Source organism: Noviherbaspirillum sp., assembly GCF_035254865.1.
GTDB lineage: Bacteria > Pseudomonadota > Gammaproteobacteria > Burkholderiales > Burkholderiaceae_D > Noviherbaspirillum.
The window spans coordinates 70,689-85,751 of record NZ_DATFAF010000024.1 but is presented as its reverse complement, the minus strand read 5'-3'; the positions used below and the strand labels follow the sequence as shown (position 1 = coordinate 85,751).

10 protein-coding genes are annotated in these 15,063 nt (G+C 57.0%); 2 read left to right on the top strand and 8 right to left on the bottom strand.

Features of this window, described 5'->3' with window-relative positions:
• Window positions 1-13: 13 nt before the first annotated feature.
• A complete protein-coding gene (locus VJ651_RS06985) occupies window positions 14-5,653 on the top strand; it encodes an AAA family ATPase (RefSeq protein WP_324106747.1) in 5,640 nt (1,879 codons plus the stop codon).
• Window positions 5,654-5,699: 46 nt separating this feature from the next.
• On the opposite strand, the gene VJ651_RS06980 is transcribed toward VJ651_RS06985, so the two are convergent.
• The 5 genes from VJ651_RS06980 to VJ651_RS06960 form a co-directional block, all read right to left on the bottom strand.
• On the bottom strand, window positions 5,700-6,224 hold the full coding sequence (locus VJ651_RS06980) for a CesT family type III secretion system chaperone (protein WP_324106746.1): 525 nt from the start codon (window positions 6,222-6,224) through the stop codon (window positions 5,700-5,702).
• Window positions 6,225-6,531: 307 nt separating this feature from the next.
• Window positions 6,532-7,368 carry a winged helix-turn-helix domain-containing protein gene (locus tag VJ651_RS06975; protein WP_324106745.1) on the bottom strand — a complete coding sequence of 279 codons (837 nt, stop codon included), beginning with the start codon at window positions 7,366-7,368 and terminating at the stop codon, window positions 6,532-6,534.
• Between the two features lie 477 nt (window positions 7,369-7,845).
• Window positions 7,846-8,466, bottom strand: a complete 621-nt coding sequence (locus VJ651_RS06970) for a chalcone isomerase family protein (RefSeq protein ID WP_324106744.1) — start codon at window positions 8,464-8,466, stop codon at window positions 7,846-7,848.
• A 74-nt stretch (window positions 8,467-8,540) separates the two neighbouring features.
• Window positions 8,541-9,626 carry a M14 family metallopeptidase gene (locus VJ651_RS06965; protein ID WP_324106743.1) on the bottom strand — a complete coding sequence of 362 codons (1,086 nt, stop codon included), beginning with the start codon at window positions 9,624-9,626 and terminating at the stop codon, window positions 8,541-8,543.
• Window positions 9,623-11,083: an MFS transporter gene (locus tag VJ651_RS06960; RefSeq protein WP_324106742.1), complete on the bottom strand. Its 1,461-nt coding sequence runs from the start codon at window positions 11,081-11,083 to the stop codon at window positions 9,623-9,625. The genes VJ651_RS06965 and VJ651_RS06960 overlap by 4 nt, the downstream gene beginning before the upstream one ends.
• 451 nt (window positions 11,084-11,534) lie before the next feature.
• On the opposite strand from VJ651_RS06960, the gene VJ651_RS06955 reads away from it, so the two are divergent.
• Complete coding sequence (locus VJ651_RS06955; protein WP_324106741.1) at window positions 11,535-12,590, top strand: GlxA family transcriptional regulator; 1,056 nt, start codon at window positions 11,535-11,537, stop codon at window positions 12,588-12,590.
• A 32-nt stretch (window positions 12,591-12,622) separates the two neighbouring features.
• On the opposite strand, the gene VJ651_RS06950 is transcribed toward VJ651_RS06955, so the two are convergent.
• The 3 genes from VJ651_RS06950 to VJ651_RS06940 all read right to left on the bottom strand — a co-directional run bounded on the left by VJ651_RS06950 (window position 12,623) and on the right by VJ651_RS06940 (window position 14,745).
• Window positions 12,623-13,057: a type III secretion system chaperone gene (locus VJ651_RS06950; RefSeq protein WP_324106740.1), complete on the bottom strand. Its 435-nt coding sequence runs from the start codon at window positions 13,055-13,057 to the stop codon at window positions 12,623-12,625.
• Window positions 13,058-13,181: 124 nt separating this feature from the next.
• On the bottom strand, window positions 13,182-14,246 hold the full coding sequence (locus VJ651_RS06945) for a hypothetical protein (RefSeq protein WP_324106739.1): 1,065 nt from the start codon (window positions 14,244-14,246) through the stop codon (window positions 13,182-13,184).
• A 61-nt stretch (window positions 14,247-14,307) separates the two neighbouring features.
• A complete protein-coding gene (locus tag VJ651_RS06940; RefSeq protein ID WP_324106738.1) occupies window positions 14,308-14,745 on the bottom strand; it encodes a type III secretion system chaperone in 438 nt (145 codons plus the stop codon).
• Window positions 14,746-15,063 lie beyond the last annotated feature (318 nt).

The following is a 15,063-nucleotide window of genomic DNA, read 5'->3' as shown; positions in this document are numbered from 1 at the left end:
AGCGTAAGCGACCATGATGGAGATGCCGGAGTACGACCTTGGGGAATTGCTGTATGAAGGCCGCCATTCCCAGGTATGGCGTGGTAGCCGACATGACGGTTTGCCGGTGATCCTGAAGATCCTGAATGACAAGGACGCATCGGCGCAAAGGCGTGCACGCTTTCGACAGGAATACTCGCTTACCCATCGGCTGCAACTGCAAGGCATCATAACCGCATACCATTTCGAGTCGTATCGCGGCATGCAGGCGATGGTCCTGCAAGACATTGGCGGCACTTCGCTCGATCGCCTGTCGATTGCCGGCGCCTTGCCGCTCGCCGCCTGGCTGCAACTGGCCATACGCATGACCCGGTGTCTGGGGCAACTTCACCAGCAGCAGGTCATGCACAAGGATATCAATCCCTCCAATTTCATCTGGAATCGCCACACCGGTGAAGTCAAGCTGATCGATCTGGGCCTGGCGACGCCCCTGTCGCGCGAGCTGCCGGAAACCCGGCATCCGGAATGGATCGAAGGCACCTTGCCGTACCTGTCCCCCGAACAGACCGGCCGCATGAACCGCGCGGTTGATTACCGTACCGATTTTTATAGCCTGGGCGTCACGTTCTATGAATTATTGACGGGCCAATTGCCATTTTCCGGCGACGACGCGCTCGAACTGGTGCATGCGCACATCGCGCGCCAGCCGCTGCCGGTCGAGCGCGTCCGGCCCGGCATTCCCGCCATGCTGTCTGCCATTATCGGCAAATTGATGGGCAAGACGGCGGAAGAGCGATATCAGAGTGTGGCGGGCCTGATGGCGGATTTGCAGACCTGCCTGCGCACACTGGACGACGCAGACGATATTCCTGTTTTTGCGCTCGGCAGCAGCGATGTCTCCGAGCGTTTGCAGATTTCGCAAAAACTGTATGGCCGCGAAAATCAAGTCGCGACGCTGCTGGCGGCCTTTGAACGGGCTCGTCACGGGCCATCGGAACTACTGCTCGTGACCGGTTATTCGGGGATCGGAAAATCGGCCCTGGTGCATGAAATCCAAAAGCCGATCACCGAGCGCCGCGGCTATTTCATCGAAGGCAAATTCGACCAGCTCAAACGTGCTATTCCGTATGTCGCGCTGGTGCAGGCGCTGACGGAACTGGTGCGCCAGTTGCTGACCGAAGACGAGAACGCGGTCATGCAATGGCGCGCCGAGTTACTGCAGGCTTTAGGCAAGAATGGCCAGGTGATCATCGATGTCATTCCGGATGTGGCCTTGCTGATCGGGCCGCAACCGGCGGTAGCGAAATTACCGCCGGACCAGGCGCAGAACCGGTTCAACCATGAATTCCGGAAGTTCGTCGGGGTATTTGCCGCGCTCGGACATCCGCTCGTCCTGTTTCTGGATGATTTGCAGTGGGCCGACCTGCCATCGTTACAGTTGATGTCCTTGCTGCTGCGTGCACCGGCGCTGCCGCATGTCCTGCTGATTGGCGCCTATCGCGACAATGAGGTCACGCCCGACCATCCGCTATCGGCAATCTTGAAAGAGATAGCGCAACAAGGCGCCTCGCTGAGTAGCGTCACGCTGGCGCCGCTGGCCCAGGACGATGTGCACCAGTTGCTGTGCGATACGCTGCGCGCCGACACGGAAACGGTCGACAGGTTGGCACGCCTGTGCGTTGACAAGACGCAGGGCAATCCCTTTTTTCTCAAGCAGTTCCTGCGGATCCTGGCCGAGGACGGCATGGTGCGCTTTGACGCCACCCAAGGGCACTGGCAATGGGAGATCAACCGCATCGAGCAAGCCGGCATCACCGACAACATTGTGGAATTGATGGTGGCCAAGCTGCACAAGCTGCCGCTGCCCACGCAGCAGGTGCTGCAAGCGGCGGCTTGCCTGGGCGGCGCGTTCGATCTGCGCATGCTGGCCCTGATCTGCGAACGTTCCGAAGCCGACACCGGCGAATTGCTGTGGGACGCATTGCACGAAGAGCTGGTAGTGCCGTTGGAGGATAGCTACCAGTATGTGAGCCAGTCCGGCCAGGGAAGCTCGCCCGACCTGGTGGCCACCTACCGATTTCGGCACGACCGAATACAGCAAGCGGCGTATCTGCTGGGCAGCGCAGCCGACAAGCCTGCAATGCACCTGGCCATCGGCCGGCTCTGGCTGCAGTCATTGCCGCCGGCAGAACAGCAAGCGCGCCTGTTCGAGTGGGTCAATCATTTCAACCTGGGACGCCACCTGATCACCGACGCGCTGCAGCGCCAGCACCTGGCCCGCCTGAACCTCGACGCAGCGCGCCGCGCGAAGGCATCGGCGGCATACAAGCCGGCGCTGGGATATGCGCAAGTTGCGCTCGAACTGGTGTCCTCCGAAGACTGGGAAACGCACTACGACCTGATGCTGGCGCTGCACCTGGAAGCAGCGGAAGTAGCGTATCTTTGCGCCGGAGTTGAACAAATGGAGGGCTATCTCGCCCGCGCCCTCCAGCATGCTCGCGATGTGCTGGATCAGGCCAAAGCCTATGAAATCCGGATTCAGGCCCACCTCTCGGAAGGCCGGCCACAGGAAGCCGTGGCTCAGGGGCTGCAAGCACTCGATTTGCTGGGAGTGTCCTTTCCCGGTCGTCCTGCACGATGGCATGTTATCGCCTCCGTGATCAGGACCCAATGGGCGCTGCGCGGCAAGAGCATGGAGCAGCTGGCAAGTTTGCCGACCATGACCAATCCGCATATGCTGGCCGTCAGCAATCTCCTGCACAAGATCGGGGTCGCGGCATACTTCACAATGCCAATGTATTTTCCGCTCCTTTTGTGCAAGGCGATTGACTTGTCACTGCAGTATGGACATGGGCCGGGAGCGGCAACCAATTGTGCCGGCTACGGTGGCATGATCCTGCGTGGCATCGTTGGTGACATCAAGCAGAGCATACGCTTCGGCGAACTGGCATTGCGACTGCAGGAACGGCCTGAAATGGCGATCCAAAGGAGTCCCACGCTATGTCTGGTCCATGGGTACATTCAGCCATGGAAATATCCACTGCGTAAGAGCGTGGACGGCTTACGGCAAAGCTATCTTACCGCCATCGCTTCGGGCGACACCGAATACGCGGCGAACGCAGCATCGCTGTTGTGTTACATCTCCTTCCATTGCGGGAATGAACTGGAGGACGTGGAAAAGGAATTCGCCGATTACGTGGCAGCGCTGACGCAACGGTCATCCCACCTCAATGCGCACAAATGCCAGTGGCAGCTTGTGCAGAATCTAAGGGGCGACCACCCTGACCCGACCCTTCTGCAAGGGACGATCTACGATGCGCATCAGTTGCAGGAAGCGCAACGTATGACCGACGATCAGATTCTGATGTTCAGGTTGGCTTCCTGCCGACTCTTCCTGTTTTATCTGTTCCGACGCTTTCGCGAAGCGCACGCGCAGGCAGTCACTGCCGCGAGGTATGTGAAATCCCTGTTGGGTTCGTTTGGATGCAGTCAGTTTTATTTCTATGACTCGCTGGCGCATCTGGCATTGCTGGGCAAAACCAGAGGCATGAATCGGGTCAGCGTGCTGCGACGCGTGAAGAAGAATCAAAAAAAGCTGCAGCACTGGGCCAAACATGGGCCCGAGAATTTCCGGAACAAGTGGATGCTGGTGGAAGCGGAACTGGCACGCCATCGCGGTGAGGCACTGAAGGCGATCGACTGTTATGAGCAGGCGATCCGGCTCGCCGCGGACAACGGATTTATGCAGGAAGAAGCGCTGGCGCAAGAACTGGCGGGAGAATTTTACCTGCAGCGCGACCAGGAAACGCTGGCGCGGGTTTACCTGGCGCAAGCACAGCAGAGCTACCTCCGTTGGGGCGCCATGGCCAAGGTAAACGATCTGGCCCAACGTTATCCGCGCTGGCTGCGCATGCCGGATGCGGTGGATGGGCCAATGGTGCCGGCAAGCCGCGGAACCTCCGTCAGCCATGCCGGCACCGCTGGCATGCTGGATTTTGCGGCCATCACGAAGGCGTCGCAAGCCTTGTCGCAGGAAATCGTGCTGGAAAACTTGTTGAAGCGCTTGATGCAGGTGGTCATTGAAAACGCCGGAGCGCAGCGCGGGATGGTGTTGCTCAAAAAGGATGAACGCTGGTTCCTGGAAGCGTCGCAGACCAACGAAGAGGCGCAGGCGACAGTACTACAATCGGTGCTGGTGGATGAATCGGCGCGCGCCGCACAACTGCTGCCCTTGTCGCTGGTGCGGTACGTGACCAATACGAGGCAAAGCGTGGTGATCGACGACGCCACCCAGGCGAAACTGGTCGCCCAGGATACGTATGTGCAAACCCGCCATCCGCGCTCATTGCTGATGCTGCCGATTCTGCATCAGCGCGAACTGACTGGATTGCTGTACCTGGAAAACAATGCGGTCTCCGGCGCATTTGCCGAGCATCGCCTGCAAGTATTGCAGCTCCTGGCGTCGCAAACTGCGATTTCGATTGAAAATGCCCGTCTGTATGCGTATATGGAAGAACGGGTCGTCGCCCGTACGATGGAGCTGACGCGGTTTCTCGCGGTGGCCAGTCACGATTTGCGGCAGCCGATGCATGCGCTGAATCTCTATCTGGGCGCCTTTGTCAATTATGATTTGCCCGAATCCGTGCGCCCCTTGCTGGCCGACGTACGGCAATGCGCGCAAATCCTGAACGACATGTTCCTGGCGCTGCTGGATATTTCCCGCCTGGATGCCCGCGTCGTGCAACCGCACCAGGAAGTCTTTCCGATCGCATCACTGCTGGCACGCGTCCGGGTCGAATTTGAACCCCAGGCACGGGCCAAGGGGCTGTGTTTGCGCGTGGTTCCTTGCACCGCATTCGTCCATAGCGATCGCGGCCTGGTCGAACGCATCTTGCGTAATTTTGTCACTAATGCAATACGCTATACCGAGCGTGGCACGGTCCTGGTCGGCTGTCGCCGTCAAGACCGGCGATTGCGACTGGCGGTCTATGATACCGGCATCGGCATTGCGCCCGACGAGCAACGCGCGGTGTTCGACGAGTTTTACCAGGCCGGCAATCGCGGACGCGACCGCGCCAACGGCCTCGGCCTGGGACTGGCCATTGTGCGACGCCTGGCGCGGCTGTTATCGACACCGCTGACCCTGGTATCGAAACCGGGACAAGGCTCGATGTTTTCCATCGATTTGCCCCGGGCAACTTCCCCGGGCAAGACGTCGGTGCAAAGCGCCATGCCCCTGCGAGCACAGGCCGAGATTGCCGGCAAATTTGTCCTGGTTGTGGATGATGAAAAAACGATTCTCGATGCAATGCGGGTGCTGCTGCAGCAATGGGGATGTATCGTGCTCACTGCCACTTCCGGTCAGGACGCCCTGCAACAACTAGGCTCGATCCGGCGGATACCCGATGGCATGATATGCGATTACCGTCTGCTCGACGGGGAAACCGGGCTGCATGTCGTGCATAACTTGCATATGGAATTCAATGAGCCTATCCCGGCCTTGCTGATTACCGGCGATACCACACCCGAGTTGATCCGGGAAACCCTGGCGAGCGGCTTGCCCGTGCTGCACAAACCGATTCAGGCCACCGCATTGCGCGAAGCGCTTGAGCAGCTCTTGCAGGTGAGTCCACAGTCCTCCGATGTGCCAGCCATCGAGCCCGGCCTGCCTTGAGTTCGCTCAGTCAGGTCTGCAGACGTTCGCACACCACGATGAGGAATCAGGCCTTCATCAACAACAAACTGTCCTCATCCGTGGTGGGCCTGCAATCGGAAGGTTCCATCAGCGTGCGCAATACCATCGCCGCCTTTGCCCGCATGCTGCCTGTCAGGCGGATCACGGTCGGCACATCCAGTATCGCGAGACGCTGCATGTAACATACTAAAAGCGCGCCGCTTTCGCGCTCGACACTGACGCTCAACGGAAACTCCATGCCGTCGTAGCCATTGAGTTCAAGCAGAGACAGCAGCGTTTCGGAGGAATATGGCTCCTTCAGTCTGCCCGCCTCAGTGATTACATCAAGATAATCATCGTGGCGATTGATAAAGTGCAGGCTTTCGTCGTGCTCGAAGTTCAGTGTATACACTTCATATCCTGGCTCCGTCGAGCCGGACAAGCCCAGCTCCTCGAATACGCCAAGCATCAGCATCGAAAACAGAGGATTATGCATGGATAGACTCGCATTGATTGCAACGGAATAGCCGATCGGCACAGCACCGCTTTCCAATTTCCCGCCCTGCTTCATGACTCCCGGCTTGCTGCACTGCCACCGCAGCCGTCAAGCGCCTGATGCATGCCTGGTGAGATGTGCCCGCACAGCAGCGGGCAGACCGTCGAACGGGCCCGGAGAAACGGAGAGAGGCTTCAGTGATTCCGACAACTTCGAATCCAGGTCGAATGAACGATCAGCGTCAGTCATTAGCGCTTCCCGAATTACCCGAGGAAGGTCATAGCTGTGCTGCCCAAACCCGGACAAAGTTTGCTTGACCGGTGTACCTGCATTATCAGGGGACGCCACAATCCCGAACGCGTTGCCAGCTCCGCTTCCGATACTAATCATGCTGTGCTCCCATGCTGGCTGTCCAGGATTCCGTCTTTCTATCCGCCATGACATACTGCGACCCATACGGCGAATCCCAATGCGTAGTGCCTTTGCCGCCATCGCTGCGCAGGCAGTAACCTTTTTTGTAGACGCTCGTCAAACTGATTTGAGATTTGGTCAGCATGTCGAGCTTCAGGCGCAACTGATAGATCGCGACCCGAATATTGCTCGCTTCCGTCGATTTGCCTTTTGACCTGAAAAACTGAATGAGCTGGTCAAATGAAATGATCGTGCCGAATTGATTGAAAAACAAATCGGCCAACATGAATTCAGACGGCGACAAACGCAAGGTCTTGCCTCCACAGGATATGGAACGGGTATCCGGCATCAGCGTGACCATGCCGGCACGCAAATGCGCCGTCATCAGCTTTTGCCGGACCAGGCAAGAAATGATGCGTCGCCCCAGCTCCTGAATATTGATCGGAGCATAAATCCAGTCCGACATAAAATCCGGCAAATCGTCGATCCGGTTGCCCCCGGCATTTTCCTGCACTGCGCAGATAACCGGCGCCAGCACGAGCGGGAGACCGAGATTTTTGCTCTTGAGTGCATGAATTTCATTCTGCATCGTGCGAATCGAATGGATCGTTGCGGCATCGCTCGCGCAAACTAGAAATGTACTCGGCGAATCGGAAAACGCCACAAAATCTGCCGGCCTGAGCTCGCTTTCAACGAGTTCGATTTTCCATTTGATCGATACACATTTGAATGAGCGAGGCAGGGAACAAACCGCGTTTGAAAGAAACGAAAACAGGTCTCTGTTCACTACTTTTAAAGTCACTTCCATCCATGTCTCCCACGAGCGTGCAATAAGTAGCAATGTTCCCGCGACGTCTGTCGGAATCGAGGCTCCATCCTCACCGCAATCCACCAAGCACAGAGTGCGAAGATCGCGGTTGACGATCTACAACCTTGGTATGAACAATAGCAGCGCATATTCTGCTTTTTAATCCATACCAAAGTATGTGCCGAAAGGCATCGGAATGAAGGCAGGCCGCGTACGCGGCGTGGTGCTGAACGACTCCGGGATTGCTGGCGATAGCCAGCACATTAATCGCACCTGGCAGGGCCATCAGCGTTGTTCGACGCCGTCAGGAATCCGAGCAGGCGAACCGCCCCTGTCTGCATCGATCCCTTGCTGGCCGCTTTCGAAACATCAGCCAAGCCGCTCATTCACGCTTGACAGCAAATCAAGAGCTATTGGCAACCCAATGACTCGTTCGACTGCTGGCATCGGGTATGTCAAGAGCGTAAACACCGGATATCAGAAATTCACGCGTCCACGCTCTTCCGTTTTCTCGCCCAGCATCAGTCGCTTCAGCTTCTCATCAGCCGGTTTTTGTCCCAGCCATATCCGCAGGAAAGCGTTGTAAAAGGTGACATCCGGAATAAGTTCGGAAACCTTCTTCCCGTTGATCCGAAACAAGGTACCCGCACCGGGAATCCAGTCGAAGGTCAAGACATCACCTTTCTTGACTTCCGGGATCGTGGCAAACATCTGCCCAAAGGTCAGTAATTGGTTAATGATCTTTGTTCTGTCTTCGAAGCTCGTGTTTCGCTTCAGGCCCGTCATGAACGATTGCGCGAATGTCTCGCTTGACACATCCCTCAGCATCACCATCGTCAGCCTCTTGGCGCCGGGAAGTGCGAGCACCTCCGATGCAGTTGTCTTTTTGTCGGGCAGATATAAAGCCGCCGCGTACACTTTGAAAAACACCTTGTAATGCGTCCCGGCGCCATTTAACTTCAGATCATCGTTCGCGATACGCACCGAGTCTTCCAGCTGGATGCCATCGACTTCGACGCCGAAAGCGGGGAACGCAACCAGTGTGGCCGCTACCGCGAACAAGGCCAATATGCCGTTTATTCGATCATTCAAATTCATGTGCTGCTCCCTGATGAAAATATTTTCTGAGTGTGGTCTGTGCCACGAGTAGCCGCCGCGGTGCACGCGGCATTTCACTTGGAGACCAAACCTTGGATCGCCTGCTGCGCCGCTTCCTTCGCCTGCTCCACCACCTGCCGCTTCCACACATCGGTATCCGTGTAGAACGCGTCCCGGATCTGACGTTTGATTCGGTGCCGCTTTCCATCGGACGCCTCGGGATGGATCTCCAGCCACTGATCGGCGCGCAAGGCCTCGAACACCTGTCGCATCGGCAGCGTGCCGTATTCCAGCGCGATGCCCGTGTATTCCGCTTGCGGGCATTCGTCGTAGATAGCGCTCCACATTTGCCCCTCGAGCACCGCCGAGGTAGAACTGCCGTCGTGAGCAGAAGTCACGTTCGGCCCCCACCACGCACCTGCGCGCTGCAGAGCACTTGCCTCGTTTCGGCAAGCGAAGATGCGTTCCCCTATTCCGCTGGGCCCCAGACCGGTGTGCAAGTCGATCCAGCCAATCCTCTGACGCTGCCGGCCATGCTCGCGCAACACCTCGCGCAAGGTCTTGTGACTCCAGGTGGGGCTGCATCCGCCGTAAAACAGGCCGCGTGGATGACGATACTGGCCGCCGGAGACGGCAGCCTGGGTCGCCTTGGTGCCATGTGTGGCGACGAAACTCAGAAGTGATAGCTTGTTCATCAGAGTTGGCGGCCACTGAGGCGGCACCAGCAAGGCAGCGAGCTTGTCGTAAGCCGGGTTAGCGGGCGGCGGCTTCGAGAAGTCATGAAAGTTGCGGTTCAGGTCGACATTTTCATGGGTCGTGCGTCGCCACCACGAGAACCCATACGGATTGACGGCATGGATGTACAGTACTGCCACGCCGGCCTGGCGCGCGGCTGTGCGCCAGGCCGCATCACTGAGCAACGCAAGCTGGACGCCGGAGCCTCCAAAGCCTTCCACGCCATGGCATCCGCTGGAGATGATCAACATCAGCTGCGCATCCTTCGGGCCATCGAATAAAACGTCCATCGCCAACGGCTCGTCATGGCGCCCACGCAATGGATGCATGTGCGACTTGACGTCAAGTCCTGTTGCCGCGGCCATCGCAAGGAACTTCGTGCGGGCTTCAGCATAGCTTTGGGAGAAGTGCGCGCTGTGGGTCATGCCTGCTGCCCCTGCGCAGGACTCACAACGGCATCCTCAGCGGGGGCCGCGCATTGAAACGGATGGCGCTCCCTGGACGAGGCGATAAGCCGCAGGCCGATCAGGCCGAGCAAGGCCACAGACGCGAGAAAGTAAACCGGTCCATAGACGTTCTGCGCCACCGATCCAAACCAGGCCAGGATAAACGGAGCCATGCCGCCGAACAGCATGACCGCGACGTTGTATGCCAGGGACACACCGACTGAGCGCACGCCCACCGGGAAGATCTCGGCGATCTGTGCCGCTGCAGGGCCCACTACGAATGCATAAGCGACGGCGCTGCCAAGTTGCAGCTGCAGAAGCGAGGCGAACGTGTGAGCTTCAGCGAACCGGGCGAACAAAATCGGATAAAGCACCGCATTGGCCAGCAAGCCGAACCCGATCACCCGGCGTCGGGGCACGTAGTCGGACAACCAGCCGGTGATGGGAACGAGCACACCCATTACGCAGGCTGCCATCATGACGGTGAGATAGGCATTTGCCTGAGCCATTCCCAGATGGGTGACCGCGAAGTTGGGGAGATAGATGGAGTTGACGTAATTCGGTGCCGTCAACGCGGCCACCAGGCAGAATGACGCGAAGAGTTCAACACGATGTTTCTCGATCACGCTGCGAAATGGAGTCGATGGACGATCACCCAGGCGCTCGACCTCAGCCTGAAATTCTGGCGATTCGGCAAGGCGATGACGCAGATAGACGCCGACCGGACCGACCAGTGCGCCGATCAGGAACGGCAAACGCCAACCCCAGCTCGTCAGCGCACTTTCAGGGAGCGTCTTCGTCAGGACGACCACGAAAAGCGATGCCAGCAGAATCGCAACAATCTGGGAGACCATCTGGAACGAGCCGTACAAACCGCGCCGCCCTTTGGGCGCGAACTCGATCAGGGTCGCTGTCGCGCTCCCGAATTCGCCGCCGGCGGAGAAACCCTGGATCATGCGAGCCAGCACCAGCGTCAGCGGTGCCGCGATGCCGATCGATGCATATGTCGGCAGAAAGGCGATCATCAGTGTCCCGAGCGCCATCAGGGTGAAAATCAGAGTCAGCGCTTTCTTGCGGCCATAGCGATCCGCGTAAATGCCGAACGCCAACCCGCCAATCGGGCGCGCCACGAAGGAGATCCCCAAGGTCGCGAAACCGAGCAGCACCGAGTTGGTCGGGTCGTCAGAGGGGAAGAACAGTCGCGCTATCATGGCACTCAGCAAGCCGTACACCACAAAATCGAACCACTCCAGCGCATTGCCCAGGACGGAGGCGATCGTAGCGCGACGGCGCATTGAATCCGAGACTGAAAGTGACGGATTTGATTCCGTCTCGCCTTCGCTTATTGTTGAAATACTGCTCGCATGTTTGAACATGATCATCTGTCTCCTTGTTGGCCTTCGTTTCTTATATGATTTCCGGCGCGTGATCGGCATATGCGATATATGCGCTGATCTCGACGCAAGAAATTGGCAACTTTCTTGACGACAGTCTAGTAGGCGAACGGCGCTTTGTAAGTAATGGAAATCGACAACTGCAAAGCCGATTTCGCCACAGCCCGCTCGCCATATCCGAATTGGCGCCATGTCTGATGGAACTGATTTCATCGTCGAGCCACCAAGTACGCGACAGCACGAAACCAGCCGTCATGGCGTGCGCACATGCAACATGCCGTGGTGCGCTGCATTAAACTTGCGGCAATGGCAGGATTGGCTCTATCCTCTATTCACTATTGGCCCGTCGTGCTCTTACTCTCGGAAGGTAACCAGTCGAAGGCAAACTTGATGGCTGCGCGGCCCAGGCCAGACGCGCATGGAAGACGGTATTGGCGTAGCCCTTACCCCAAATTGGACCTGTTCCACCATTCCTCAATTCCACAATCTCATCATGAGCGCTCGTATCGATCTGCTGTTTAGCCCCGACTGCATGTCAGGCGCCTTGTTCAATACGATTGATGTTCTGCGCAGCGCAAATATCGTGTGGCGCCTGCGTAATCCCGGCAGTCGTAATTGGCCGCTGTACTGGCGTCTGATCGATGCGAGCGGCGCCACGCTTCCCCTGCCCGCCTGGCTGGCCAATACGCTGGCATTACCCGAGCCCGAACCGGAATTCTCTCCGGAGCAAACCGCCTTGTTCGTGCCGGGGTTGGCCATGCGCAGTGTGCCGCACCTGACGCAACTACTGAATAACGCTGAAGCCGAAATCGCCTTGATTGCGGCGCGCCATGCAGCCGGAAGTGTCATTGCCGCCAGCTACACGGGGCCGGCGATGCTGGCCCGCGCGGGCATTCTGGATGGGCGCAATGCAACGATTACATGGCTGATCGTGGGATGGTTTTCCCGCAACTTCCCACAAGTCCGACTCATGATGGATCGTCCGATGACGATCGATGGCTCCTTGTTTTGCGCAGGAGCACCGGCTTCCCACATTTCCCTGGCACTGGCACTGGTGCGCCATTTCGCAGGCGATGAAGTGGCCCAAACCTGTGCCAACAGTTTGTTGTACGAGCCGCTGCGTTTCGAACAGTCAGGATTGATGCTGACCGAACTGCCCCTCACCACCCGCGACGGCGTCGTGTACAAGGCGAAGCAGTGGCTCGAGCAGCACATCGTCGAACCGTACAGCCTGGAAGCTGCCGCGCAAGCGGCGGCGGTCAGCACGCGTACCCTGCTGCGTTACTTCCACGATGTGCTCAGCATGACTCCGCTGGATTATTTGCACAAATTGCGGATCGAACGCGCCAAGCAGTTATTGGAGCTCACGCTGTTTGACTTGCCGAGAATTATGGAAATCTGCGGCTACCAGGATGCATCCGCATTCCGTCGCCTGTTTCGACGCGAGACCGGACTCACCCCGAGCGAATACCGGCGTCGCTATGCGGTCCGCTCGACACGCCGCTGGTGGCGCGCAGACGATGCGCCTAGCCCGGCGAAGCGCAACTAAGGTCTCGCGCAGCTGCAAGCTGCAAGCAGACATCAAGCGCGAACGCACAGTTGATTCATATAGTCGTCAGCATCGCTTCGTTTTTCAGAACCTGTTTTGCCGGAGCGGATCCATTCAACGGCGCCAACAAACTGCGACATGGTTTCACTTAGCGAAGACAAAGTCAGATTCTCGCTGAACAAACGACATCGCAACATCAATCCCACCCCCGGTTCGATTACGAGACAAAAGCCGTGAAGCCTGAAAAGATGCATCGTCTCCGTAAGGGCCTGCTCCGCCCGGCGTTCGTCAACCACCGCATCCAGGCGCGAGGACAGCGTAAGCACGCGACTGTCCACCGAAATATTCAGAGATAGTGGAGTGGTGCCGACAACCAGAGCGCAGTTGCCTGCATCGTCAAAGGGCAAAACCGATACGCCAATACTGTTGCCGAACTCGCCAAGCAGAAGCTTCAAAAAGGAATTCATGATGTTGTTCGTCTTGACTGAAAAAAGACCAACGCCCTTTCCTGCGATAGTGAAAGGGCGTTGTGATGGATTTTCATCCGTTACTCAAACAATGCAGAGCATGGTGCGGCTACTGATTGGATGTTCACTCAGTTTCAGCGCTTTTCTTTAACTGCTGAGCTTCCGCAGGTTTCTTCTCCGACTCTGGCGTAAAAAAACCGACGCGCGCGAATCGCTTATCCGTCTCCATTAAGTGTTGAAGGGTCCGCGGCATGATACTTCTAGGATTGACCTTCTCCGCGCCTTCCAGAGCGTTGATCGGATCGTAACCTTCAATGTTGGCGTGCTGCGCTGCTGCGATATTCAATTTCGCCGCAGCGAGCGCCGCAACCACGGATTCTCCACAAGTGAGCCCTCCCATTTTCAAATTACGCGTCTCGTCCGGGCCGAACAGCTTGGGATTAGGATCAAAGGCCTGTTCTTGCAACGTCCGAAAATAATTCGTCATCTCTGGGGTAAATCTAGCGTCTCCCACCAATTCCATCCTGTCTTCATAGTTGTATGGGATCTTGCCTTCACTGGCCCAGCACTGGAATATTAGAGCCGCCCAATCGGTCAGGTTTTCGTCGGCTACACATCTGTACACATAATATGATGCGCCGTCTTTTGGTGTCCAAGGCCCATTTATTACCTGCTTTTCTGGCTTGCCTTTCGCCTGCGCCACTTCCGGCCCGTTTGGACCATTCCCCGTGACCATCGCGGCATGAGTAACTTTCGAATCACCAAGATTTGGTTCAAAACCATTCAGTCCTTCCGAATTAAACTGGAGATCCCATATACCCAGATGAGCCTTGTCACCAATAAATCTCTCGAACAAAATATCACCGCGTCGCAGGTCTTTTGCAGTAATTTTAGGCCAATCCGGTCCAACGTTATCGACGTCTTGAACGCCGACTTCGGATTTCTCCGTCGACTTCGCGGTGGGGGCATTGCTCGTCAATGTCGCCGCCGGCACAGATGCCAGGTCGGAAGAATTACCGAGCGCATGCGGCACAGTTCCCGGCTCCGCATTTAAATGCCCCACAATCACAGCCATCCTCTCGTTTGCCTTGCGAAGTCGCTCCACTCCCTGATTGGCGGCAGTATCGGGGTTTACTTGGCCAGATGATGCTGAAGGGCCTGTGTAGGGATTTGAATTATTCACGTTCATAAAGTCTCCTTTTTACTGTATTGAGCATCACCATCAAAATGGAACAAGGCATTTCTTATCCTCATGCTGGAATGACGCCTGACATCCAGCCAGCGGATTCTGCGACCGGACGTGGAGCATCGAACAGACTGCCGCTCAGCATCTTCGCCGTGTTGATGAACTCCGACAGCAGCTCACTCAAGCCGGGCACGTCAAGTCGGGTATGGGGTACGCGACACAACAGCATCATGCTTTTTGTCTGCGGCTCGACAGCCAGGCAAAAGCCATGTTTGTTAAAAAGCGAATTGGATCGTGCCAGTGCGCGGATCGAGTGCACACGCTCCTGGCCATCGCTCAATTGACACAGCATGCTCAGTGCACGACGATCGCCAGAAACCTCAAACACTACCAATAAATCGTCGTACAGCAGGAGGCACTGCCCTGACTCGTTAAATGAAAGAGGGCCTAAGCCAATGCTGCCCCCGAATTCATTCAGCGCTATCTCGATTTCCTGGCTCATCAAAATCGCTCCTGGCACATGACAGGCGAATATCGCCCTGTAACGCATCCAATGTCATCCGGTTATCAGGACAGGCAATGCGCGTGATTGCCACATATTCGTGCCGAAGAGTGCCGCACGAATTAATGTGTTTTGTTGGTGGAAACGTTCGGAAATAAGTTCCAAAGGGCGCATTGATATTTGCGACGAGCCGAGCCCTGATCCGCGTGGTCGTGCCAAATGCGGCGTCAAACACAGTACGCTTACTGAAGCAATCGACATTCGGCTGGCAGCGGACGCAGAGCCAATCAACCGCCACGAACTGAACCTTGTGGCGAC

Excerpts from the sequence above, each read along its gene's own strand:
- VJ651_RS06970 (WP_324106744.1), bottom strand. The coding sequence starts at position 8,466 with ATGAATTTGAATGATCGAATAAACGGCATATTGGCCTTGTTCGCGGTA.
- VJ651_RS06980 (WP_324106746.1), bottom strand. The coding sequence starts at position 6,224 with ATGAAGCAGGGCGGGAAATTGGAAAGCGGTGCTGTGCCGATCGGCTAT.
- VJ651_RS06975 (WP_324106745.1), bottom strand. The coding sequence starts at position 7,368 with ATGGAAGTGACTTTAAAAGTAGTGAACAGAGACCTGTTTTCGTTTCTT.
- VJ651_RS06945 (WP_324106739.1), bottom strand. The coding sequence starts at position 14,246 with ATGAACGTGAATAATTCAAATCCCTACACAGGCCCTTCAGCATCATCT.
- VJ651_RS06940 (WP_324106738.1), bottom strand. The coding sequence starts at position 14,745 with ATGAGCCAGGAAATCGAGATAGCGCTGAATGAATTCGGGGGCAGCATT.
- VJ651_RS06960 (WP_324106742.1), bottom strand. The coding sequence starts at position 11,083 with ATGCCGATCACGCGCCGGAAATCATATAAGAAACGAAGGCCAACAAGG.
- VJ651_RS06955 (WP_324106741.1), top strand. The coding sequence starts at position 11,535 with ATGAGCGCTCGTATCGATCTGCTGTTTAGCCCCGACTGCATGTCAGGC.
- VJ651_RS06985 (WP_324106747.1), top strand. The coding sequence starts at position 14 with ATGATGGAGATGCCGGAGTACGACCTTGGGGAATTGCTGTATGAAGGC.
- VJ651_RS06950 (WP_324106740.1), bottom strand. The coding sequence starts at position 13,057 with ATGAATTCCTTTTTGAAGCTTCTGCTTGGCGAGTTCGGCAACAGTATT.
- VJ651_RS06965 (WP_324106743.1), bottom strand. The coding sequence starts at position 9,626 with ATGACCCACAGCGCGCACTTCTCCCAAAGCTATGCTGAAGCCCGCACG.